Annotated in this window: 20 protein-coding genes; 9 read left to right on the top strand and 11 right to left on the bottom strand. The window is 60.4% G+C overall.

The window, feature by feature from the left end; all coding sequences use genetic code 11:
- Position 1 precedes the first annotated feature (1 nt).
- The 3 genes from L904_RS18390 to L904_RS18380 all read left to right on the top strand — a co-directional run bounded on the left by L904_RS18390 (position 2) and on the right by L904_RS18380 (position 1,681).
- Entirely contained in the window at positions 2 to 835 is an 834-nt protein-coding gene (locus L904_RS18390) for an aldose 1-epimerase family protein (protein ID WP_020813637.1), read from the top strand.
- A gap of 117 nt (positions 836 to 952) precedes the next feature.
- Positions 953 to 1,291, top strand: coding sequence for a TIGR01244 family sulfur transferase (locus L904_RS18385; protein WP_003494827.1), 339 nt, complete (start codon positions 953 to 955; stop codon positions 1,289 to 1,291).
- Between the two features lie 48 nt (positions 1,292 to 1,339).
- Positions 1,340 to 1,681 (top strand): RidA family protein, encoded by a 342-nt coding sequence (locus L904_RS18380; protein WP_003494829.1) that lies wholly within the window; start codon positions 1,340 to 1,342, stop codon positions 1,679 to 1,681.
- Positions 1,682 to 1,905: 224 nt separating this feature from the next.
- Here L904_RS18380 and L904_RS18375 read toward each other — a convergent pair whose 3' ends face one another.
- The 4 genes from L904_RS18375 to L904_RS18360 form a co-directional block, all read right to left on the bottom strand.
- Positions 1,906 to 2,658 (bottom strand): HugZ family protein, encoded by a 753-nt coding sequence (locus L904_RS18375; RefSeq protein WP_020813636.1) that lies wholly within the window; start codon positions 2,656 to 2,658, stop codon positions 1,906 to 1,908.
- A 189-nt stretch (positions 2,659 to 2,847) separates the two neighbouring features.
- Positions 2,848 to 4,497 carry a thiamine pyrophosphate-binding protein gene (locus tag L904_RS18370; protein ID WP_020813635.1) on the bottom strand — a complete coding sequence of 550 codons (1,650 nt, stop codon included), beginning with the start codon at positions 4,495 to 4,497 and terminating at the stop codon, positions 2,848 to 2,850.
- The gene (locus tag L904_RS18365; protein WP_035263582.1) at positions 4,494 to 5,696 is read right to left on the bottom strand and encodes a CaiB/BaiF CoA-transferase family protein; all 1,203 of its coding nucleotides are present in this window, start codon (positions 5,694 to 5,696) and stop codon (positions 4,494 to 4,496) included. The genes L904_RS18370 and L904_RS18365 overlap by 4 nt, the downstream gene beginning before the upstream one ends.
- A gap of 101 nt (positions 5,697 to 5,797) precedes the next feature.
- A complete protein-coding gene (locus tag L904_RS18360; RefSeq protein WP_035263583.1) occupies positions 5,798 to 6,748 on the bottom strand; it encodes an alpha/beta hydrolase in 951 nt (316 codons plus the stop codon).
- Positions 6,749 to 6,896: 148 nt separating this feature from the next.
- Between L904_RS18360 and ettA the strand changes: the two genes are divergently transcribed.
- The 3 genes from ettA to metF all read left to right on the top strand — a co-directional run bounded on the left by ettA (position 6,897) and on the right by metF (position 10,615).
- On the top strand, positions 6,897 to 8,546 hold the full coding sequence (gene ettA, locus L904_RS18355) for an energy-dependent translational throttle protein EttA (protein WP_003522791.1): 1,650 nt from the start codon (positions 6,897 to 6,899) through the stop codon (positions 8,544 to 8,546).
- 160 nt (positions 8,547 to 8,706) lie between these two features.
- Complete coding sequence (locus L904_RS18350; protein ID WP_031234190.1) at positions 8,707 to 9,720, top strand: metalloregulator ArsR/SmtB family transcription factor; 1,014 nt, start codon at positions 8,707 to 8,709, stop codon at positions 9,718 to 9,720.
- 1 nt (position 9,721) lies between these two features.
- The gene (gene metF, locus L904_RS18345) at positions 9,722 to 10,615 is read left to right on the top strand and encodes a methylenetetrahydrofolate reductase [NAD(P)H] (protein WP_020811805.1); all 894 of its coding nucleotides are present in this window, start codon (positions 9,722 to 9,724) and stop codon (positions 10,613 to 10,615) included.
- 466 nt (positions 10,616 to 11,081) lie between these two features.
- On the opposite strand, the gene L904_RS18340 is transcribed toward metF, so the two are convergent.
- The 7 genes from L904_RS18340 to L904_RS18310 form a co-directional block, all read right to left on the bottom strand.
- Positions 11,082 to 12,308, bottom strand: coding sequence for a lytic murein transglycosylase (locus L904_RS18340; RefSeq protein WP_003522178.1), 1,227 nt, complete (start codon positions 12,306 to 12,308; stop codon positions 11,082 to 11,084).
- A 122-nt stretch (positions 12,309 to 12,430) separates the two neighbouring features.
- Complete coding sequence (locus L904_RS18335) at positions 12,431 to 13,210, bottom strand: GH25 family lysozyme (protein WP_035239183.1); 780 nt, start codon at positions 13,208 to 13,210, stop codon at positions 12,431 to 12,433.
- Positions 13,211 to 13,444: 234 nt separating this feature from the next.
- The gene (locus L904_RS18330; RefSeq protein ID WP_020812113.1) at positions 13,445 to 14,164 is read right to left on the bottom strand and encodes a class I SAM-dependent methyltransferase; all 720 of its coding nucleotides are present in this window, start codon (positions 14,162 to 14,164) and stop codon (positions 13,445 to 13,447) included.
- On the bottom strand, positions 14,161 to 15,411 hold the full coding sequence (locus tag L904_RS18325; protein WP_035263584.1) for a DUF3419 family protein: 1,251 nt from the start codon (positions 15,409 to 15,411) through the stop codon (positions 14,161 to 14,163). The genes L904_RS18330 and L904_RS18325 overlap by 4 nt, the downstream gene beginning before the upstream one ends.
- A 248-nt stretch (positions 15,412 to 15,659) precedes the next feature.
- Positions 15,660 to 16,733: a lytic transglycosylase domain-containing protein gene (locus L904_RS18320; RefSeq protein ID WP_004430705.1), complete on the bottom strand. Its 1,074-nt coding sequence runs from the start codon at positions 16,731 to 16,733 to the stop codon at positions 15,660 to 15,662.
- 125 nt (positions 16,734 to 16,858) lie between these two features.
- On the bottom strand, positions 16,859 to 17,494 hold the full coding sequence (locus L904_RS18315; protein ID WP_004430707.1) for a LysE family translocator: 636 nt from the start codon (positions 17,492 to 17,494) through the stop codon (positions 16,859 to 16,861).
- A 52-nt stretch (positions 17,495 to 17,546) separates the two neighbouring features.
- Complete coding sequence (locus L904_RS18310; protein WP_004430709.1) at positions 17,547 to 18,758, bottom strand: pyrophosphate--fructose-6-phosphate 1-phosphotransferase; 1,212 nt, start codon at positions 18,756 to 18,758, stop codon at positions 17,547 to 17,549.
- A gap of 319 nt (positions 18,759 to 19,077) precedes the next feature.
- On the opposite strand from L904_RS18310, the gene L904_RS18305 reads away from it, so the two are divergent.
- From L904_RS18305 to L904_RS18295, 3 genes are all read left to right on the top strand, one after another.
- Positions 19,078 to 19,818 carry a DnaJ family molecular chaperone gene (locus L904_RS18305; protein ID WP_004430712.1) on the top strand — a complete coding sequence of 247 codons (741 nt, stop codon included), beginning with the start codon at positions 19,078 to 19,080 and terminating at the stop codon, positions 19,816 to 19,818.
- Positions 19,815 to 20,594: an N-acetylmuramoyl-L-alanine amidase gene (locus L904_RS18300; protein WP_035263585.1), complete on the top strand. Its 780-nt coding sequence runs from the start codon at positions 19,815 to 19,817 to the stop codon at positions 20,592 to 20,594. Before L904_RS18305 ends, L904_RS18300 begins: the two co-directional genes overlap by 4 nt.
- A 248-nt stretch (positions 20,595 to 20,842) precedes the next feature.
- Positions 20,843 to 21,382, top strand: coding sequence for a lytic transglycosylase domain-containing protein (locus tag L904_RS18295; RefSeq protein WP_003522187.1), 540 nt, complete (start codon positions 20,843 to 20,845; stop codon positions 21,380 to 21,382).
- The last annotated feature ends 91 nt before the right edge of the window (positions 21,383 to 21,473 follow it).

The raw sequence follows: 21,473 nt of genomic DNA, 5'->3' as shown, positions 1-21,473 counted from the left end.
CTTGCGTTCGTTTCAGGCTGGCAGATCGCCACGCATTTTCCTCGATGAAACCTCCGTTTTCGATATCGGCGCCTGTGTTGTCGATGGCATCGACATCGCGCCCGGCCGCGCCATTCCCGACGATGGCGATGCACGCATCGACCACTCGCTGGAAGGCTTTCTGTTCACCTGCGGCCCCGACCATATCCGCCATCCCGAGCCGATCCATGGCGACGGCGAAGGGCGTCGATATCCGCTGCATGGATCCTTTTCCTCCCATCCCGCGACGATCATCGCGTTCGACGTTCACGAGTCCAATGCATTGGCGCGCGTCGAGGTTCCCGTGAAGCTTGCCGATGGCGGCACTGCGCTTCTGGAACGGACATGGCGTATCGACGGAGAAAGCGGCGAAGTCAGCCTCGATGACCGGATCGTCAACACGTCCGAGCGGCCCATCCCGGTGTTCCTGATGTATCACATGAATATCGGCGCGCGTCTCTTCGACGATGCCGTGCGGCTTGAAGGCGGGATGTTGGAAGGCGGCGGCCACAGCTGGCGTTTCGGCGAAGAGCCGGGCACCGTTTTCTGCGTTCCCGCCGGTGATGACGAGTGGGCGTCGCTCGCGCTCGGACCGATTGCGGCCATCGGCGGGAAGACGCTGACCGTGCGTTTTCGCACGGAAACGCTGCCCTATCTGCAGATGTGGCGCAACCAGCAGGCGCCGGCCAATGTGCTCGGCATCGAGCCGGTATCGCATCGCTGGGTGGGGCGCGGCGAGCTTGAGGCGGCCGGCGAGTTCAATATTCTCCAGCCGGGCGAAAGCCGTTCCTTCGGCCTGCGCTTTTCCATCCTCTGAACTGTAGCGAATGACGGTGCGCCATCATTGACGCACGGGGTTTGACCGCTTACATCGGATGCGGATTTCAAGGGTGACAGCCAGCGGCGCGGACGCCGGTTTCAGCGGAGGCATGACATGGATATCAGGCGCATAGACGACGAATATTCGGTAACGGGACAGATCAGCGTCGCCGATCTCGATGAGATCAAGGCGCTCGGCTTCAAGTCGATCGTCTGCCACCGCCCTGACGGCGAAGAAGACGGCCAGCCGCTTTTCGCCGATATTGCCGAGCGTGCCGAACAGCTTGGCCTTACCATCATGCATGTGCCGGTTGGCCGTTATGGCGTCGATGCCGATGCCGTTACCGGCATGGTGGATGCACTGGACGAATTGCAGCGCCCGATGCTCGGCTATTGCCGTTCCGGCGCGCGCTCGACGGCGATTTACGAAAAGACCCATCACCTGCGCGGCTGATTTTCCGCGCATCGTTCTATTTTAAATGCCAATCAACAGGAGTTTTCCATGACCATCAAGCGTATCGAGCCGGGCAAGCGCATGAGCGGCGCCGTCGTTCACGGCAACACCGTTTATCTGGCCGGCCAGGTTGGCGAAGGCACGAGCGTTACGGAGCAGAGCAAGTCCGCTCTCGCTGAAGTCGACCGCCTGCTGGCCGCTGCCGGTTCGGACAAGTCGAAGATCCTGCAGACGATCATCTATCTCTCCGACATGTCCACCTTCGGCGAAATGAACGCCGTCTGGGAAGGCTGGATCGACCCGGCAAACCCGCCGGCCCGCGCCACCAGCGGCGCACCATTGGCAACGCCGGATTACAAGGTTGAGTTCATCGTGACCGCTGCTCTCTGAGCATCCGTCTGAATTTTTAAGAAAAGGCCGGGTCGCGGAATGCGGCCCGGCCTTTTTTGATGGGAAATTCGAAACGTTCGTTTCGTCATCCTCGGGCTTGTCCCGAGGATCCAATCACCTATCGCAAATTGATAGGTAGCAGATGCTCGTGACAGGCCCGAGCATGACGGAGGAGAGGGGATTGTCCCAGGTTTGTGAATCGCTTGGAAACTTCACTTCAAAAGCTAAGCAAGCGCCTTCTCAAACTGCTTCAACGTCGTCACCCGCTCCGCAAACCACAGCCGGGCCAGATCGCTGGCCGAGGCGAGATTGATGCCCTCAGGGTCGATGGAGGTGATCGTCCAGCGGCCAGTCTTTGCGCCGGCCAGAACGGCAAGCCGGGACGCTTCGCCCTTGATGGCGTTAAGGCGGATCGCTTCGCTTTTCGCCGCCGCCATCAGTTCGGCTGCGCCTGACAGATCGGTGCGCAGATCGGCCGGGGTGATGTTGCTGGCATTGCGGGCCGGGCCGCCATTGATCTGCACACCTTCCGTCCGCAGCCGGTAAAGCCGCGTGTCGGGAAGGGAGAGATAAAGTTTCGCTTTGGGGTAGCGGGCAATGTAGCGCGCGATGGCGAGCGGCACTTCATCCGGACCGATTTGTTCCGCCGTGCCCACCAGTGTCAGCCGCGGCAGCGTCAGCGCGTCACCCTTGCCGAAAGGGGCGAGCGTCAGTGAGATGCGCGCGTCTGTCTCCATGTTGCGGGCATGCAGCGTCAGCCCGGCCGCGAAGAAGAAGGGCGTGCCGTCCGGCTCGATGCCGATATTGGTGGCGGTCGTATAGGGATAGCCGCTGACGGGATCGAGGGTCGCGAGTGCTGCCGTGCGGGAAGTGTGCAGGACATCGCGGGCCACGCGCACGGCCTCGAAAGGCGCGCCGGCCGAGGGCTCGATCTTTGCGCCGCGCGGGGTGATGACGGGAGGGGCTGCATCCGGCATGTCGTTTCCTGATCCAAAGGGCTGCTGAAAGAAGTGTGAGACCCCTCCTTCGTCATGCTCGGGCCTGTCCCGAGCATCTGCAACCGATGAACTTTACGATACGTGATTGGATCCTCGGGACAGGCCCGAGGATGACGTCGTGCGAGCGTCAGGATTTACACCATGCCGGAGCCGTGTCCATGCGTCATATCAGCTTCCGGTCCTGATCTGCGTCAGGGTGCGCGTCGGCGTGATCGCTTCGGCATCCAGCTTCACCTCGATGATGGCCGGCTTGCCGCTGGCCCGCGCCCGTTCGAAGGCGGCGGCGAAGTCTTCGGTCTTTTCCACCGTTTCGCCGTGGCCGCCATAGGCTTTGGCAAAGGCGTTGAAATCCGGATTGACAAGATCGGTACCGCTGACACGGCCGGGATATTCCCGCTCCTGATGCATGCGGATCGTGCCATAGGTGCCGTTATTGACCAGCACGGTGATGATCGACAGGCCGTAACGCACGGCGGTGATGAATTCCTGCCCATGCATCATGAAACAGCCGTCGCCGGCAAAGCAGATCACCTCGCGTTCCGGGAACAGATGCTTGGCCGCGACCGCCGCCGGCAGGCCGTAACCCATCGAGCCTGATGTCGGGGCCGATTGCGTATTGTAGCGACGGAAACGGTGGAAGCGATGGACCCAGGTGGCATAGTTGCCGGCGCCATTGGTGAAGATCGCGTCCTCGGGCACATTGGCCTCGATCCAGTCCATGATCGGACCCATCTGCACAGCGCCGGGGCCGGTCTGCGGTGGGGTGGACCAGCTGAGATAGGCCGCATGCATGGCGGCGGTGCGATCGGCCCATGCATTTGCGGAAAGCGTAAGCGAGGAGAGGGCGGCAACGAAGTCATCCGGTGCAGCGCATATCGCCAGATTCGGTCGATAGACGCGGCCAAGCTCTTCGGCTTCCGGATAGATGTGGATGAGTTTCTGCGACGGGTAGGGGATGTCGAGCAGCGTATAGCCGGAAGACGGCATTTCGGAGAGGCGGCCGCCGAGCAGCACCACGAGATCGGCCTCCTTGATCTCCTTCGCCAGCGCTGGGTTGATGCCGATGCCGACATCGCCCGCATAAGAGGGGCTGAGGTGATCGAATAGCATCTGGCGGCGGAAGGAACAGCCGACAGGCAGCTTGTTGTTTTCCGCAAAAGCCTTGAAGCCCGCGACGCTTTCCTCAGACCAGCGCGTGCCGCCGATGATGAAGACCGGGCGCTTCGCCTCGCCCAGCATTTTTGCGAAGGCGGCCATCTGTGACGGGCCGGGATGCGCTTCGACCGGAGTATAGGGCTTTGCCTTGGGCGCTTCGACCTCTTCCACCAGCATGTCTTCGGGCAGCGTCAGCACCACCGGGCCGGGGCGGCCGGAGGTGGCGACGGCGAAGGCGCGGGTGACGAATTCGGGGATGCGGCGCGCATCGTCGATCTCACCCACCCATTTGGCGAATTCGGTGAAGGCGCGGCGATATTCCACTTCCTGAAAGGCCTCGCGCTCGCGCGCTTCGCGCTGCACCTGACCGATGAAGAGGATCATCGGAATGGAATCCTGCCTTGCGATGTGCAGGCCGGCCGAGGCGTTGGTCGCGCCCGGTCCGCGCGTCACCATGCAGATGCCGGGTTCACCGGTCAGCCGGCCCCAGGTGTCGGCCATCATGGCGGCGCCGCCTTCCTGGCGGCAGACCACGGTTTCGATGCCGCTTTCATAAAGCGCATCCAGCACGGCGAGATAGCTTTCGCCCGGAACGCAGGAAACGCGGGAAACGCCATTGGCCTTCAGCGCTTCGACGATCAATTGCCCGCCTGTTCTCTTCATGGCGTCGTGGTCCTTTCGATGTTTTCCAGTTCGGCCAGCACCTGCGCCTGATGTTCGCCGAGCTTCGGGCTCGGGCGTTCATAGCGCAGCGGCGTTTGCGACATGATAATGGGTGTGCGGACACCGGGGATGACGGTGCCGTCTTCCGCCTCCAGATCGACGCGAAGGCCACGGGCCTTCACCTGCGGATCGGCGAACATTTCCTCGATGGAATTGATCGGCCCGGCCGGCACGGCATTCTTTTCGCAGGCGGTCAGAAGATCGCGCTTCTGCCATTTCAGCGTTTCGGTGGAAACGATCTGCCGGACTTCCGCTTTGTGGGCCACGCGGGCCTTGTTCGTCGCGTAACGTTCGTCATCGGCAATCGCGCCGATGCCGAGAATGGTGCAGAGGCGGCGGAACTGGCCGTCATTGCCGACCGCGAGGATGAGGAAACCGTCGGCCGTCGGCACCACCTCATAGGGGGAAATATTCGGATGGGCGTTGCCGAGCCGGACGGGTGGCCTGCCGGAAATCAGGTAATTCATGTTCTGGTTGGCGAGCACGGCCGATTGCACATCGAGAAGCGCCATGTCGATATGCTGGCCTTCGCCGGTGCGGATGGCATGGATCAGCGCCGCCTGAATGGCTGACACGGAATAGATGCCGGTGAAGATATCGGCAACCGCCACGCCCGCCTTCATCGGCTGGCCGTCGGCTTCGCCCGTAATCGACATGAAGCCGGACATGCCCTGAACGATATAGTCGTATCCGGCGAGATCGGCATAAGGCCCGGTCTGGCCGAAGCCGGTGATGGAACAATAGATCAGCTTCGGATTGAGCGCCTTCAGGCTCTCGTAATCGAGGCCATATTTGGCAAGCCCGCCGCGCTTGAAATTTTCGATGACGACATCGGCGGTGCGCACCAGCCGGCGCACCAGCTCGCAGCCCTCGGGCGTTTTCAGATCGGCGACGATGGAGCGTTTGCCGCGATTGGTGGCGTGGTAATAGGCGGCGGAGAGGTTTTCGCCATCATCGCTTTCGACGAAGGGCGGTCCCCATGCGCGGGTATCGTCGCCGCCCTCGGGGTTTTCCACCTTGATGACGTCGGCACCCATGTCGGCCAGCATCTGCCCTGCCCAGGGACCGGCCAGAACACGCGCCAGCTCGATGACGCGAATGCCTGATAGCGGCGGTTTCCTGTTCGGCATGTCGGTCATCGGTCCCCCGGTATTTTGTGTCTGCCGGTTTATAGACCGCTGCTTGCCGCGTCGCATGTGATTTTATCTCATGGACTTATTCCGTTTCGGCAAAGGCCGCCTCAATCGCCGACGACGCGGCTGCACCAGGCGGCGAAATCCGCCGCGACGGCCTGCCAGCCGATTTCGTTCAAGGTCTCGTGCCGCATGCCCTTGTAGATCGTGTGCTCGACATGGCTGAAACCCGCCTCGCGGAAACGTTCGGCGAGCCAGACGATCTCTTTGCCGTCATTGGTGGCTTTGTCCTGATCGCCGCTGACAAGCAGAAGCGGCAGGGTTTTCGGCAGGCGCTCGATGAGTTTCGGTGCGCGATAGGAGAGTTCGAAGACATCCTGCCACAGGGAAACGCTCGCTTCGAACTGGCAGAGCGGGTCTTCCACATAGGCGTCCACCGCCGCCCTGTCGTGGCTCAGCCAGTCGGCATGGGTGCGCCTTTCCGGCATTTTCGCATTCCACACGCGGAAGGTTGCCTTCGGCAGAATGGCGCTCGGCACATCCGAGCCTTTCAGCATTTTTTCCAGCCGCAGCAGAACCTGTGCCAAACGGCCCATGAAGCCGGGATTGAGGTTGGAATTCCAGATAGACAGGCCATCGAAGGCATCCGGATGGCTGACGGCGGTGTTCAGCGCCACGAGGCCGCCCATGGAATGGCCGAACAGGATTACCGGCAGGCCGGGATGCCTTTCGCCGACCATCTGGCGCATCGCCATGACATCGGCAACGACCTTTTCCGCACCGTCCTTCCAGCCAAAACGGCCGAGAGGCGCATCCGCCGCTCTCGTGCGGCCATGGCCGCGATGGTCGTGGGCGTAGACTTCGAAACCCTGCTTCGACATCACATCCGCAAGCCGGCGATAACGGCCCGCGTGGTCAACCAGCCCGTGGCAGATCATCAGCACGCCGCGCGCGGGGGCAAGAGCGGAGGGCTGGTGGCGAAAGGCGATGGATGCGCCGGAGGGGGCTTCCAGCCTCTCAATACGGCTGAAGGCCAAGTCGTCGGTCGTTTCATTCATGATCGCGCCTGTCCCTGCCATAACATCCCTTGTCATAATCATGGGGTCATAATCGTGCCAGAGGTTGCCCCAAGGTCCTATTTACCCTACATAGCGGCAAATTTCCCGATACGTACTCTTAAAAATCCGATGTGGAGCATTCGCTACAATGGCACGTCAATTCATCTATCACATGGCCGGACTGAACAAGGCCTATGGCGCGAAGAAGGTTCTGGAGAACGTTCATCTCTCCTTCTACCCCGACGCCAAGATCGGTATCCTCGGCCCGAACGGCGCCGGTAAGTCGACTGTTCTGAAAATCATGGCCGGCCTCGACAAGGAATATACCGGTGAGGCCTGGCTGGCAGAAGGCGCGACCCTCGGTTATCTCGAGCAGGAGCCGAAGCTCGACGAAAACAAGACCGTGATGGAAAACGTCATGGAAGGTGTGGCGAGCAAGACGGCCATTGTCGACCGCTACAACGAATTGATGATGAACTATTCCGACGAAACGGCGGATGAGGGCGCGAAGCTTCAGGACATCATCGACAGCCAGAATCTCTGGGATCTGGAAAACCAGGTCGAAATGGCCATGGACGCGCTGCGTTGCCCGCCCGGCGACTCGGCCGTAACAGGTCTCTCGGGTGGTGAACGCCGCCGTGTGGCGCTCTGCCGTCTGCTGCTGTCGCAGCCGGACCTGTTGCTGCTCGACGAACCGACCAACCATCTCGACGCGGAAACCATCGCATGGCTTGAAAAGCACCTGCGCGACTATCCCGGCGCCGTGATGATGATCACCCACGACCGCTACTTCCTCGACAACGTCACGGGCTGGATTCTCGAACTCGACCGTGGCCGCGGCATTCCTTACGAAGGCAACTACTCCGCTTACCTGCAGGCGAAAGCCAAGCGCATGCAGCAGGAAGCCCGCGAAGACGCCTCGCGCCAGAAGGCCATCAGCCGCGAAAGCGAGTGGATCGCCTCCAGCCCGAAGGCACGCCAGACGAAATCCAAGGCACGTATCAAGGCCTATGACGAGCTGGTGGAAGCAGCGGAAAACCGCCGTCCCGGCGATGCGCAGATCGTCATTCCGGTTGCCGAGCGTCTCGGTCGCGTCGTCATCGAAGCCGACAATCTGACGAAATCCTATGGCGACCGCGTGCTGATCGAAAACCTGTCCTTCAAGCTGCCGCCCGGCGGCATCGTCGGCGTCATCGGTCCGAACGGTGCGGGTAAGTCCACGCTGTTCAAGATGATCACCGGTCAGGAAAAGCCGGATAGCGGTTCGGTGACTGTCGGTGAGACGGTTCAGCTCGGTTATGTCGACCAGAGCCGCGATACGCTGGCGGGTGACAAGACCGTCTGGGAGGAAATCTCCGGCGGCAACGACATCATCAAGCTCGGCAAGTTCGAAGTGAATTCGCGCGCCTATTGCGGCGCTTTCAACTTCAAGGGCGGCGATCAGCAGCAGAAGGTCGGCAATCTCTCGGGTGGTCAGCGTAACCGCGTGCACCTCGCCAAGATGCTGAAGGCCGGCGGCAACGTTCTGCTGCTCGACGAACCGACCAACGACCTTGATACGGAAACGCTCGCAGCGCTTGAAGAAGCGCTGGAAGCCTTCGCAGGTTGCGCCGTTATCATCAGCCACGACCGCATGTTCCTCGACCGCCTGGCCACCCACATCCTCGCTTTCGAGGGTGACAGCCATGTGGAATGGTTCGAAGGCAACTTCGAAGACTACGAAAAGGACAAGGTCCGCCGCCTCGGCCCGGAAAGCATCAAGCCCGGCCGGGTGAGCTACAAGCGCCTGACGCGCTGATCCTTTTCCGGATCCCTTCAGAAAGGCCCGCCGCAAAGCGGGCCTTTTTCCATGTAATAAGTTGACATGATCGCCTCACGGAACACTTTGCGCTTGCATCGAACGCCACATCGACATAAAGATATCTTTATATCTTGATTAGCTTGCGAGGCGCGGCAGAGTGGCGTTCGGTCTGGACAAATTGGTGGATCTTCTGAAGGCAGCGGGTGAGCCGACGCGCTTTCGCTTGCTGGCGCTTCTTTCGGCCGGCGATCTGACGGTTACCGATCTTACCGAAATTCTCGGCCAGTCGCAGCCGCGCATCTCCCGTCACCTCAAGCTTTTGACGGAAGAGGGGCTGATCGAGCGTTATCAGGAAGGCGCCTGGGCCTATTTCCGCTTGCGGCAGGATGGTGAGCCCGCCATTGTGGTCCGGCAGCTGCTTGGCGCCGCATCGCCCTCCGATGCCGTTCTCCAGCGTGACAGCGAGCGGCTTGCAACCGTCAAGCGGGTGCGGGCGGAGCGGGCGCAGGATTATTTCAGCCGCAACGCCTCCGCCTGGGACGAGCTGCGCCGCCTGCATGTCAGCGACGAGGCCGTGGAAGGCGCGCTCCTGAAGCTGGTGGGCACCACGCCGGTCGATTCGCTGCTCGATCTCGGCACCGGCACCGGCCGCATTCTGCAGCTTCTGAGCGGTATCTATCGCCGCGCGATCGGCGTTGATGCCAGCCGCGACATGCTTTCGGTGGCGCGCGCCAATCTCGACAAGGCGGGCGTGGTCAATGCATCCGTGCGCCATGGCGATATTCTCAATCTGCCGCTCGAAGGCCAGGATTTCGATCTGATCGTCATCCATCAGGTTCTGCATTTCCTCGACCAGCCGGAAATCGCGCTGGCCGAAGCCGCGCGCATGCTGCGTCCCGGCGGGCGGCTGATCGTCATCGATCTTGCGCCGCATTCCTTCGAATATCTGCGCGACGAGCATGCGCATGTGCGGCTGGGTTTCTCGCATCCGCTGATGGAAGAATGGCTGAAGAAGGCCGGGCTTTCTCTGGAGCGCGCTGTCGATCTTCATTCTGAAAAAGCGTCCGACGAAGCTCTGGACGTGACGATATGGGTTGCCCGTGACCAGCGGCTGCTGATGGCAGACGATGTGGTGCAAGAGGCCGTTTTACTTGCTGCCGGGAGGGCATGATATGTTGAGGTCGGAAACCGCGCGCCAAAATGGCGATATCCGGTTGTCTTTCGAGTTTTTCCCGCCCAAGAATCCCGAGATGGAAACCCAGCTCTGGGAAACGGTTGCCGAGCTGAAGAAATGGAACCCGGATTTCGTGTCCGTCACCTATGGCGCCGGTGGATCCACCAAGGCACCGACGCTGGATGCGGTGCGCCGCATGATCGGCGACAGCCATCTGGCAACCGCCGCGCATCTGACCTGCGTGGATGCCAGCCGTGAGGACGTGCATCAGGTCATTGAAGAGTTTCGCAATGCCGGCGTTCGTCATTTCGTGGCGCTGCGCGGCGATCCCTCCACGGGCATCGGTACGGCCTATAAGCCGCATCCGGAAGGGTATGAGAACGCTGCCGCTCTGGTGAAGGGGCTGCGTGAAATTGCCGATTTCGAGATTTCCGTGTCGGCCTATCCGGAAAAACACCCTGAAAGCGCAAGCGAAGAGGTCGATATCGATATGCTGAAGCGCAAGGCTGATAATGGCGCGACGCGGGCGCTGACGCAGTTCTTCTTCGATAATGACGTGTTCGAGCGCTATATGGAGCGGGTGACGGCGGCAGGCATCACCATTCCGGTGGTTCCGGGCATCATGCCGATCCAGAACCTCACCCAGCTCAAGCGTTTCGCCGGTCGCTGCGGCACCAGCATTCCCGGTTTTCTGGATGAGCGTTTCGAAGGTTATGACGACGATCTGGAAGGTCGCGCCCGCGTGGCCGCGGAGGTTGCCGCCGAGCAGATCGCCGATCTGCAGCGGCGTGGCGTCAATGAGTTCCATCTCTACACCATGAACCGCGCGCCGCTGGTTGACGCGGTGCTTGAAAATCTCGGGCTGGAGCGTCTGCGCCGCAGCGCCGCCTGATTTTACCGCAGCGGATTACCGACATGAAAAAAGCGCAGGTCCCTTAGGGCCTGCGCTTTTTAAACTCGTGTCATCTACGGTTCTTATCTGCGTTTGGTCTTCACGTCTCGTCAGATGAAAAGCATCATCGCTACGAACAAAAACGCCAAACCGACTGCCAAGGCATTGAGAGATTTTGTAAGTCCCATGGGTGCCTCCTCTTGTTGACAGGTTCGATAATATGACCGTTTTGTGGCAGTTGAAAAGCGGTTTTTGTGATGCAGTGCAGCACGTCTCTAGGCAGCATAAAAAAGAAATTTCTGTAATTATTTGAAAATAAAAGATTATTTTCTTATCACGCAGTGCTTCATATGTTTAAAAAAAGTAAATGACCGGGGTGTTATCCCCAGTCATCAGGTCGAGATTAACACTTTATGCCTTGATTCCGTCCGACAGATTAAGGGCCGGAAGGCGCCGTTAAGATTGCTTAAAGCGCTTGGAGAAGGGCGGTCGAAGGCCAGCCATCGGCGGGCAGTCCGAGACGCTGCTGCTCCTTCTGGATGGCGACGCGGGTGCCAGAACCGAGAATGCCATCCACCTTGCCGACATTGTGTCCGCGCGCTTCGAGCTTGGTCTGAAGCTCCTTCATGGTCGCATCATCGAAACCGGGCTCCGGGTTGCCCTTGTTGTAGACCGGAGAGCCCATGAGGCGGGTGGCGAAATAGGCGGCCGAGGTCGTGTAGATGAACGACTGGTTCCATTCCAGATAGATGTTGAAGTTCGGATAGGTGATGAAGGTCGGTCCCTTGCGTCCCTGCGGCATGATGAGGGCAGCGGGCAGGGTGGCGAAGTTTCTGTTGCCGTCGCGCGGGGTCACGCCCAGTGCGAACCAGTCACCCGCGGTCAGCGGGCCGCCGAGGCCGGATTTTTCCCAGGGCAGGTTTTCAGGCAGGGAGACTTCCTGAATCCAGGGTTCGCCCTTCTTGAAACCGAGATGCTGGATGAACTTCGCAGCCGTCAGGATTGCATCCGGGGCGCTGCTCTTGACGTTGATGTGGCCGTCGCCATCGCCGTCGACGCCGAAGGCGATGATGTCCTTGGGCAGCATCTGCACCTGGCCGATTTCACCGGCCCATGCGCCGGTATTGGCGGCGGGATCGAGATCGCCGTGCTGGACCATTTCGATCAGCGCCAGCAGCTGCGGACGGAAGAGTTCCGGGCGGCGGCAATCATGCGAGAGGGTCACCAGCGCGTTGCGGGTGTTGAAATCGCCCTGAACGGCGCCGAAATCCGTCTCCATGGCCCAGAAGGCGGCGATGACGCCTGCCGGAACACCGAATTCGTTTTCGGCGCGGGCGAAGGTGGAGGAGAGTTCCTGAAGTTTCTTGCGGCCGATATCCAGACGGGCCTGGCTGACGGTGCGCTGGGAGAATTCCAGGAAGGTCTGGCGGAAGACGCCCTGTGCACGGTCACGCGAAAGCACCTTCGGGTCGATCTGCGCGCCGGCAAGCGCCTTCTGGATGGCGTCGGCCGGAATGCCCTTGGCAAGCGCGTCGGCTTTCACGCCTTCGAGAAATGCACCGAGATCGCCGCCGCAGGCAACCTGCTTGGGGTCGTCGGGCGCGGCCACTGGCGGTGTGGCGAGGGCGGAGCCGGTGGAAAGAAGCGACAAAGCGGCGGCAAAAACGATGCTGCGCGACCGGAACGTGGGCATGGGAATTTCCTCGATAGGTTGTTAGCCCGCTTTACCCATATGTTTGCGACAAAAAAACGGACCGAATGATCTGGCGCTGCAGAACAACGCCGATTTTTCAAAAGTGTTGCTTCTTGGCCGTGTTATTTGGCGGAAGCAATCCATTTCCGCCAGTTTTTCTCCGTGCCGGCAAAGACATTGATGTCGGTCGGACCGTTCACGCCGGGCACGACGCCGGTTGCAGTATATTGCCAGAAGGCCCATTTGCGATCTTCGTAGATCTTGGCCGGATGGGCGGCGACGGAGCGGACCCAGAAATGGTAATCCTTGAACTGACCGACGAGATTGTCGCGGTGAAAGTCGACCGAGGTATAGATGATCGGACGCTTGCCATAGTGGGCTTCGATGCGGTCGAGGAAACGCTGCATCTCGGCGCGAACGATGCCGGGCGCCGGGCGCGTCTTGCAGGTGGGCGAGGCCGGGTTCCATTCCACGTCGAGAACCGGGGGCAGGGTGACGGCTTCCTTCGGCACATTGCGAATGAACCAGTCGGCCTGGGCGTCTGCTGTCGAACAGAAATAATAGAAGTGGTAGGGCGCGTGCAGAACATCTGCCGCCGCCGCGCTGCGCCAATGGTCGCCGAATTTCGGATCGATGCGGTCCGATCCCTCCGTCGCCTTGATGAAGACGAAGGACACGCCTGATTTGCGAACGGTCGGCCAGTCGACATCGCCATTCCATTTGGACACGTCGATGCCGTGCACCTCATGGCGGTGCGGGTTGTTCGTACCGAAATCCTGCGGATCGGTATCGGAAAATTTCGGCCTGGAAACGGATGCGGTTTCCAGCAGGTCATAGCTGGTGGAGGTGCAGCCGCCGATCAACAGCAAAGCCGACAATAGTGCCGATAAACGCAGCCGCATTGAAACCCTGATGAAAGTGTTGCCCATCCCGCGGCCGCAAAACGGCGCGCCGTATCTCCCGATTTACGCATAACATGGTAAACAAGCGGTTATGACAAGGGCAAAGGTGCTTTTTGCATCTCGCAAGCCGCTGGATTTGAAGCGATTTGCGATTTTTACTGCTGAAACCTCGCCCGGCGGAGCCTTGAAGGCAACGCCACAGGCGCGCAGGCGAGTTTCGCAATCCGCCTGGAATCAGGCGTCGGCCAAGATGCGGTGGATTTTCGGCTGCTGCGCTTCGGCAACTGGAAGCGTGATGACAGCCCGCCAGGCATAACCCCGGGCGATTTCCTCGAATTCGAGATTACCGTCGAAACGGCCGGCCATATTAGCCAGAACATAGCGGAGATTGGCGCGGGGCGTGACGTGGAAACGGGTGAGCCAGGCTTGCAGAAGGGTGCGGAACCACTTCGGCAATTGTTCCTGCTGGCCGAAATCGACGATATGCAGCGAGCCGCCGGGTTTCAGCGCCGTGAGCGCCTGTTCGATCGCCTTTTCCCAGTCCGGTATCATCGACAGCGCATAGGGGATCATGACGCGGTCGAAGCCGTCGGGCTGGCCGAATTCGGAGGCGCGAAAAGCGGTGGCGTCGGCCACGCGCAGAATGGGGCGTTCCGCCTTGCCGGCGAAATTCTCGGCTGCGGTCAGCAGCATTTCGGCGGAGATGTCGAGGCCAAACAGTCTCGCCTGCGGAAATTTGCGGCTGGCCAGCAGCAGGTTGCGGCCGGTGCCGCAGCCGACTTCCAACAGCGTGCCGCCCTTCGGCACATCGAGGCCGGAAATGGTCCGGTCACGGCCGAGAAGGTAATATTTGCGGGTGATATCGTAGATATGCCGCTGGTGGCGATACATGCGGTCCATCAGGCTCGCATGCGCGCTATCTGCAAGGCCCACATTCTCGCCGACGGTTTTCATGCCATAGCCCTCTGGTAGATATGGAAGCCGCCGTAGATGGCCGAGCGGTCCATGGCGTTGAGCTCATTGGAGCGCTCTTCGAGATAGACCCACTGGTTGCGGATATCGGGCGAAAGCCGGCCTTCGATGACGCTCTTTTCGGCCGCGGTGCGGAAGATGACGCGCGCGCCCGATGCGGCGGTGCGGCTGATCTGCGACCACAATTCGTTGAGCTGCGTGTCCGTCATCCAGTCCTGTGCGTCGAGGAGGATGTAGCGGTCGACGGCGCTTGCCGGCTTGCGCGAGAGAAGCTCGGTATAGGTGGCGTGGTGCACTGCGACGCGCGCCGTGTTGTTGCGGATCGTCTCATAATATTCCGGCTTGAGATAGGCAGGCAGTGCGCCTTCATGCGGCTCGGGGTAACGGCGCGCGAAGGCCTGCCAGGCGAAATAATTGTCGCTGAGCGGGAAGTTGCAGGCGAGCTTTTCCAGGCGCTGCTTGAGAACCGAGGCAACCGTGCCGTTATCGGAAAGGCTGGCCAGCTCGTCATATTGGCGCGGCGGAATACCGAGGCCGAAAAGCGAGCTTTTGCGCTTCGTCAGCCAGCGCACCACCGGCTTGTCGAACAGCGGTGCGACCTTGCTGTCGAAGAACTGGCGCTGTTCATCCAGCGTCCGGGTCTTGGCCATTTCGGTGAGTTTCACGCCGTGCAGCCGGGCCATGAGATGGCCGGCGCCGATGAAGCGGCCGAGCAGGCCGGTGCGGTAGATGTTCCTGTCGAACACCGAGATGCGGCGGCGGCCGGAAAGGGTGCGCTTCGACCAGTAAGCCTTGGTCGTGGCGTCAAGGTGCTCGGCGATGAAGCGGTCGTAACCGTGGCTGTTGCTGCGGGTGTTGGCGCGGCCGAAATGGCGCACCACATCCTGATGGGCCGGCAGATGGCGGAACGCGGCAAGCTTCAGCTTGTTCAGCGCAATGTGATGCGGGTTGAGATCAACCACATCGATGCTGGCAGGGTTGCGGGAGAGATAGGCCAGCATGTTGCAGCCGCCTGAGCCGATGGTGACGATGCGGTGGCCTTCGCCAAGCTCCATCGCTTCCATGTCGATCTCAGGGTCTTCCCAGATCTGTGGATAGACGAGGCCGGAAAAGAGGACGCCGAAGAAGCGCTCGGACAATCCGCTTTTTGAGAGCGCCTTGTGCTGGAGCAATGCGGACTTCAGTTTTGTGTTCTTGCTGAAGCCGGTCTTGGGTGCCGCACTCGTCATATGTTCACCTCTCAGTCGATTGAGAGGCGTCTACAGCCGTGACACTACAATTTGATGACAGGGGCTGTGGGCAAAGACGGGGAATAAAGGAGACGGTGGAAAACCAGCCCGTATCTCGGATTGCCGATAAGCTTCCATTGGATACGGCGTCATCCTCGGGCTGGTCCCGAGGATGACGAAAAAAACGTCGCGGCGTTTATTTGGAAAGGCTGCTTAGCTCACGGCGCTCCCAGCGCCGCCAGAGGCCATCACTTGCGCAGAACGTGCAGCATGCCCTTGCGCTTGGCATCGTAATAATAACCGCGTGCGTAAAGCCGGACGGCATTGTCGCGGTCGTTACCAGCCACAACCCATGCGCCGCGCAGATATTTCACGGCGTATTTGAGATTGGTTTCGGCATCGAAGAGGCCGGAGGCGGGGCCATCGAAGCCCATGGAGCGGGCCGTGGCGTGCCGGATCTGCATCAGGCCGAAATTGCCGCTGCTATAGGCGCCGGGATTGTATCGGCTCTCGCGCTGCACCACGCGGTGAACCAGATCTTCCGGCACATCATACATGGCGGCGTATTTGGTAATAAGGCCGCTCAGCTTTTCGCGTCCGGCCGGCGCGGAATTGAGCGGCGCCGTCATTGATTCGTTCTGCCGGATGGCGGCAAGTGCGGCATTGGTGGGGCCGGCGGCATAAGCCAGAACCGTGCTGTCCGGCTTCGGCAGCGGAATGACTTTGCGTTCCGCCGTCAGTTCGGTGCCGATGGAGGGCGAGCCGGGCGGCGGCGGTGCGGGAGGGAAGCTGCCCTTGATGGCAACCACCTGCGGCAGATCGGCGGCGGCATTGTGGGCAGCCGGCTTGGCCGCCGTTTCGATGGCTGCTGCCGCGGGAGCGGCGCCTGTCGGCGCGAGTGCTGCAACGGCGGTGGGTGCGGATGTCGCCCCTGCGGCCTGAGCCACTTCCGTCTGGTGCGGCTGCATCTGGGCGGTGATGGCTGCGGCGGCTGCGATTTCGGACGCCGGCGGCAGGGCCACGCGTCCGCCCTTGACGGCGACGGCGGTGGGAAGTGCTGCTGGCTGGGAAGAGGTTGCGGTTTCGGCGGTCTGCACCGCTGATGCTGCCGAGGTTGCGCCCGCTGCGGCTTCGGCCGTTGCCGGCTGCGTCGATGTTTGCGCAGGAGTGGTCGCGGGATTGACCGTCGCGATCTTCGGGCCGTTAGGCCCTTCCTTCGCAGTATATTCGACGCTTGTGCATGCGCTCAATGCCAGTGCCAGACCCACGGTGGAAGACAGAAGAAGTGCACTTCTTCCGCGGAATTTGCCCGAATTTCGCATGTTGCCGCCTTCGTTATGCCTGTCTTTCGATACCCCCGCGTCGAGCGAAGCAGGCAGTGTCCCGTCGAGCCTTCATTAACCTATTGTAAGGATAGCGGCAAGCCGGGACGTGGCGGCCCGGTTTTTCAGGCTGCGATGCGCCTGTATCCGGCGCTGACAGCGCGGCCGGAAATGAAGTGAGTGCGGTATTTCGGCCGGATTTTCTTGTCGCCCGACATGCGGCGCACCAGCGCGAGCGTCGGGCCGGCAAACAGCGCCTGCGCGGTCAGAATCACAAGCGCCAGAAGCAGGATGGCGGCCTGCGCCATGGCGAGCGTTTCAATTGTGTTGCCTGACGTGGAAACGAATTGTGGCAACAGCGCCAGAAAGAAAGTGAAGTAGCGCGGGCGCAAAGCGGCAATGGCGTAACAATCGCGGAAAATGCCGCTCCAGGATTTGCCCGGCAGATTGTCATTATCGGCATTGGCCGCCTGGGCGGCCGGCGTGGCGAAGGTCCACAACAGAAACAGCATCAGCCAGCCGATGCCGGCCCATTGCACGATTTCCACGAAGGATTGCGGCAGGTAGGCGAGACCGGCCACCGGAATGGCCGAAATCGTCATGGCCGTGACGATGCCGAGCGCGCCGCCGACAGCGGAGGCGAAGACCGTCTTTTTGCCGCGGATGGCGGCATAGGAGGCAACAGAGAATACAAGGGGAGAGGGGAGTGCGAACACAACGGCACATGCTGCACAAAAAATCAGCCAGGCCTGTCCAGACATTCTCTTCCTCCTTGCCCTCCCTGTCGCCGTCTTATTTTAGACTATCGTAAAATCAGGCCGCTGTGAACGGCTGACCGACGTGTTCCATCACTTCGGTAAACCATTTTGCAGAGAGGTCGAAATGCTTTCCGCCCTTGATACGCGGAAACTCGATCGTCCGCAATTTGCCATTCTGGTCTTCGTCATGGCCGGTGACGCCGGAGACCTTGTTGAGCGCGCTTTCGACGGCGAGATCGACCATGCCCTGGATGAGGCGCAGATCGTCCCCATTGGCGGCGGCGGAGCGGGCGAAGTAACCCGATTTCTGTACCATGGAGCGTTCCGCGCCGATGAGGCTGGCGAACTGCTTCTGGAACCAGCCGCCAACATTGATCGTGTCGATCTTGACGTGGCCGAAGGCGTCGCGCTTGACGGCCTCTCCGGACGCTTCGCGTTCGGCAACGATCGAATCAAGGCCGGCGCCTTCCGACACGAACAGCGTGACATAGCCGTTTTTGTCCATGATTTCCTTCAGGCGCTCGGCTTCCGCCTCGATGTCGAAGGCCATTTCCGGCAGGTAGATGCCGTCGATGTTCTTCATCTGCGTGTTCATCATCAGGCCTTCGACATATTCATTGCCGCTGGTCTTCTGGATATAGGCGCGGGCGGTGGCGGCCGTCAGCCAGCCGCAATGGCGGCCCATGACTTCGTGGATGACGAAGGTCTTCGGTGCAGCGCTCTGCTCGTTGCTGACATTGTCAAAGAAGGAGGCGCCGACTTCGGCGGCCGTCCAGGCGCCGAGCGACTGCTTGATCGGCACCACGTCATTATCCACCGTCTTCGGCAGGCCGACGACGGTGAGGTTATAGCCGTTCGCGCCGAGATAGGCGGCAAGGTCCGCAGCCGTCGTGTTGGTGTCGTCACCGCCGATGGTGTGGAGAATGGTGATGCCGTCGGCCGCCAGCCGGTCAGCGGCGACGCGCAGCGGATTGTCGCCTTCCTTGACCAGACCGCGCTTGGCGCAATCGGCGGCATTGGTGAGCTTGACGCGGCTGTTGCCGATCGGCGAGCCGCCGTAACGGTGCAGCAGATGCGCCTTTTCCCGCATGTCTTTGTTGATTTCGATACGGTCACCCAGAAGCACGCCCTGATAACCCGAGCGGTAAGCGATGATGTCGATCTCGGGCGCAATGTCGCTGTAACGCTCGATCAGGCCGCCCACGGCCGAAGAGAGACAGGGCGCAAGGCCACCCGCGGTCAGCATTGCGACTTTCTGTTTGGCCATCATGGCTCTCCTTTTCACATATACCCAAAGACATGTCTGGCAAATGGATGCGACAGCCGCGTGTAGGTGTAAAGTGAATTTATGAAGAAAAACGCGGATTTCTCGCGGTTTTTCAGCGGCTTGAGCAAAGTGGTGGAATATAATCGTTTCAATCGGCATAGCCGGTGGCCGGCTATCTGCCGTCTGTGGAAAACCGTGGTCCCATCGTCTGCCGCGCTCTTGTTCCTGAAGCAAAACTGTCGCAAAGATGAATAAAAGTTAATGCCGCCGGACCGCTGGACATATTGCATTCGCGGCAATATCCCGTCATGCTTGTCGCATGATGTTCGATTTCGCGTGTCTGCAAATTTCATCCCTGTGGGAACGGCTGCTCGGCGCAATCGGCGACGCGGCAGGCGGTGCACTCGGGCGCGTGGTGGAAGCCATCCGCACCCTTTTCGAAGGTGATCCGGAAACCCGCCGCAAGGTTTCCTTTTCCGTGGCCATCATTGCACTTTCCGCCAAGATGGCGAAGGCCGACGGGGTCGTCAACGATGCCGAGGTTCGCGCTTTCCGGCAGATTTTCGATTTCCCGGAAGAAGAAGCCAAGAACGTCGCTCGTCTTTATAACCTCGCGCGTCAGGACGTTGCAGGTTACGAAGCCTATGCGGAGCGGCTGGCGGGTCTTTGCGGTTCCGGGCACGCCAATTGCGAGATGCTGGAAAGTGTCATCGACGGCCTGTTCCACATCGCCAAGGCCGACGGGCTGATCCACGAGCGGGAACTGGCCTTCCTCGGCCGGATCGCGGAAATCTTCCGTATCACCGAAGATCATTTCGAAACGATCATGGCGCGGCACGTCCACATGGACGGGCGCGACCCTTACCGCGTACTCGGTGTTTCACCTTCGGACGATTTTCTGGATATCCGCAAGCGGTACCGAACGCTGGTTGCCGAACACCATCCCGACAAGCTCATCGCCCGCGGCGTTCCCATGGAATTGCATGCGGCCGCGAATGAGCGTATGGCGGCTCTCAACGCCGCTTATGCGGCCATTGAGAAAGAACGCCGCGTCGCATGAGTGAATGTCTGCCGGATTTTACCCCGGATTTCGGGGGCGCAGCCGTTGCGCCTTCGCCTAATCATGGCGAAAGGCTGGGTGTAGCCGGTCCTGACATCATTCTTCTGCACTATACCGGCATGACGACGGCCGACGGCGCGCTGTCGTGGCTCTGTAATCCCGAAAGCCAGGTCTCAAGCCATTATTTCGTCTTCGAGGACGGGCGCGTCATCCAGCTCGTGTCGGAAACCCGCCGTGCCTGGCATGCGGGCAAAAGTACCTGGGCGGGGGACGAAGACATCAATTCCCGCTCTATTGGTGTCGAAATTGCCAATCAGGGCCATCCAGGCGGCCTGCCGGAATTTCCGAAAAAGCAGATCGAAGCCGTCATCGAATTGTGTCGCGATTGCGGCCAGCGCTGGAATATCGCCCCTGAAAGGGTGTTGGCGCATTCGGATGTCGCCCCGATCCGCAAGGTCGATCCGGGTGAAAAATTCCCGTGGGACATCCTGTCGCAGCAAGGTGTCGGCCATTGGGTGGAGCCTGCGCCGATCCGTGGCGGGCGCTTTTTTCAGCGCGGGGACCATGGCCAGCCGGTCGAAGCGCTGCAGTCGATGCTGTCCATTTATGGTTATGGCGTTGAAATAACAGGCGCTTATTGCGAAAAAACCGAAGGCGCCGTGGCTGCTTTCCAGCGGCATTTCCGCCCCGCTCTGGTGGATGGCATCGCGGATTTCTCCACCATTGACACGCTGCACCGGCTGATCGCCAGCCTGCCGAGATTTTCGGGCGCTTAACCGCCGATTCTGGAAAAGCATTCCCGCTTTTCCAGCGTGTTCAAGTCGCTTTTTTTCTTGTGCCACAGTTAATCCGCATTGAGGAAGTTTAAGAACGTCACTGCATGCGGTGTCGTTCTTCAGGGGAACTTACCGTCAATATCAATCAAGGAGACTGGACAGCGGAAGGTCGTTATCGACTTTCCGGGCGCAGACTATTTGTGTCGCTTCATTGTTTCGGTCATCCGATCTGGAGAATTTTTCTACATATGAACAGGGTTGTTGTTGCTGTCGTGGCGGGCGTTGTTATGCTCGCTTCGCAGGCGGGGATTGCTTTTGCCAAAGACGAGGACGTCAAGACCAAAACCGTGACGCTGGAGACCTTCTTCCGCAAGCCCGGTTATCCCATCCCCGAAAAGAGCCTGCCTTCCTCGCTCAGGAACGATTATTCCGATCTGATCGTCAAATATGCCAAGCGTTACGGCGTTCCCACCAATCTGGCGCATGCCGTGGTTTCGGTCGAAAGCAAGTTCAATCCGAAGGCCCGCGGCAGCGCAGGCGAGGTCGGGCTGATGCAGATCAAGCCGGCGACGGCGCGGATGATGGGCTATCGCGGCACCACCAAGGCGCTCTACGATCCCGAGACCAATATTCGCTGGGGCATGCAATATCTGGCGACGGCGCATCAGCTGGGCGGCGGCCAGGTCTGCAGCACGATCCTGCGCTACAACGCCGGTCATGGCGCCACCCGCATGAACCCGGTCTCCAAGCGTTATTGCGGCAAGGTGCAGGCGCTGCTGGCCGGCTGAGGCCGGTTTGTATTGCTTGTTAAATTGCGAAAAGCGATTCCGGTTCGGCCCGGCATGCTGTAGTCAGAAACAAAGCTGATACGGAGCATGA

Source organism: Agrobacterium sp. LY4 (genome assembly GCF_001526585.1).
Lineage (GTDB): Bacteria > Pseudomonadota > Alphaproteobacteria > Rhizobiales > Rhizobiaceae > Agrobacterium > Agrobacterium leguminum.
The sequence above is the reverse complement of the archived record's forward strand: the minus strand, read 5'-3'. Positions and strand labels throughout refer to the sequence as shown.

Excerpts from the sequence above, each read along its gene's own strand:
- metF (WP_020811805.1), top strand. The coding sequence starts at position 9,722 with ATGTTGAGGTCGGAAACCGCGCGCCAAAATGGCGATATCCGGTTGTCT.
- L904_RS18365 (WP_035263582.1), bottom strand. The coding sequence starts at position 5,696 with ATGACCGACATGCCGAACAGGAAACCGCCGCTATCAGGCATTCGCGTC.
- ettA (WP_003522791.1), top strand. The coding sequence starts at position 6,897 with ATGGCACGTCAATTCATCTATCACATGGCCGGACTGAACAAGGCCTAT.
- L904_RS18340 (WP_003522178.1), bottom strand. The coding sequence starts at position 12,308 with ATGCCCACGTTCCGGTCGCGCAGCATCGTTTTTGCCGCCGCTTTGTCG.
- L904_RS18335 (WP_035239183.1), bottom strand. The coding sequence starts at position 13,210 with ATGCGGCTGCGTTTATCGGCACTATTGTCGGCTTTGCTGTTGATCGGC.
- L904_RS18300 (WP_035263585.1), top strand. The coding sequence starts at position 19,815 with ATGAGTGAATGTCTGCCGGATTTTACCCCGGATTTCGGGGGCGCAGCC.
- L904_RS18320 (WP_004430705.1), bottom strand. The coding sequence starts at position 16,733 with ATGCGAAATTCGGGCAAATTCCGCGGAAGAAGTGCACTTCTTCTGTCT.
- L904_RS18385 (WP_003494827.1), top strand. The coding sequence starts at position 953 with ATGGATATCAGGCGCATAGACGACGAATATTCGGTAACGGGACAGATC.
- L904_RS18370 (WP_020813635.1), bottom strand. The coding sequence starts at position 4,497 with ATGAAGAGAACAGGCGGGCAATTGATCGTCGAAGCGCTGAAGGCCAAT.
- L904_RS18310 (WP_004430709.1), bottom strand. The coding sequence starts at position 18,758 with ATGGCCAAACAGAAAGTCGCAATGCTGACCGCGGGTGGCCTTGCGCCC.
- L904_RS18380 (WP_003494829.1), top strand. The coding sequence starts at position 1,340 with ATGACCATCAAGCGTATCGAGCCGGGCAAGCGCATGAGCGGCGCCGTC.
- L904_RS18360 (WP_035263583.1), bottom strand. The coding sequence starts at position 6,748 with ATGAATGAAACGACCGACGACTTGGCCTTCAGCCGTATTGAGAGGCTG.
- L904_RS18325 (WP_035263584.1), bottom strand. The coding sequence starts at position 15,411 with ATGACGAGTGCGGCACCCAAGACCGGCTTCAGCAAGAACACAAAACTG.
- L904_RS18315 (WP_004430707.1), bottom strand. The coding sequence starts at position 17,494 with ATGTCTGGACAGGCCTGGCTGATTTTTTGTGCAGCATGTGCCGTTGTG.
- L904_RS18330 (WP_020812113.1), bottom strand. The coding sequence starts at position 14,164 with ATGAAAACCGTCGGCGAGAATGTGGGCCTTGCAGATAGCGCGCATGCG.
- L904_RS18295 (WP_003522187.1), top strand. The coding sequence starts at position 20,843 with ATGAACAGGGTTGTTGTTGCTGTCGTGGCGGGCGTTGTTATGCTCGCT.
- L904_RS18305 (WP_004430712.1), top strand. The coding sequence starts at position 19,078 with ATGATGTTCGATTTCGCGTGTCTGCAAATTTCATCCCTGTGGGAACGG.
- L904_RS18375 (WP_020813636.1), bottom strand. The coding sequence starts at position 2,658 with ATGCCGGATGCAGCCCCTCCCGTCATCACCCCGCGCGGCGCAAAGATC.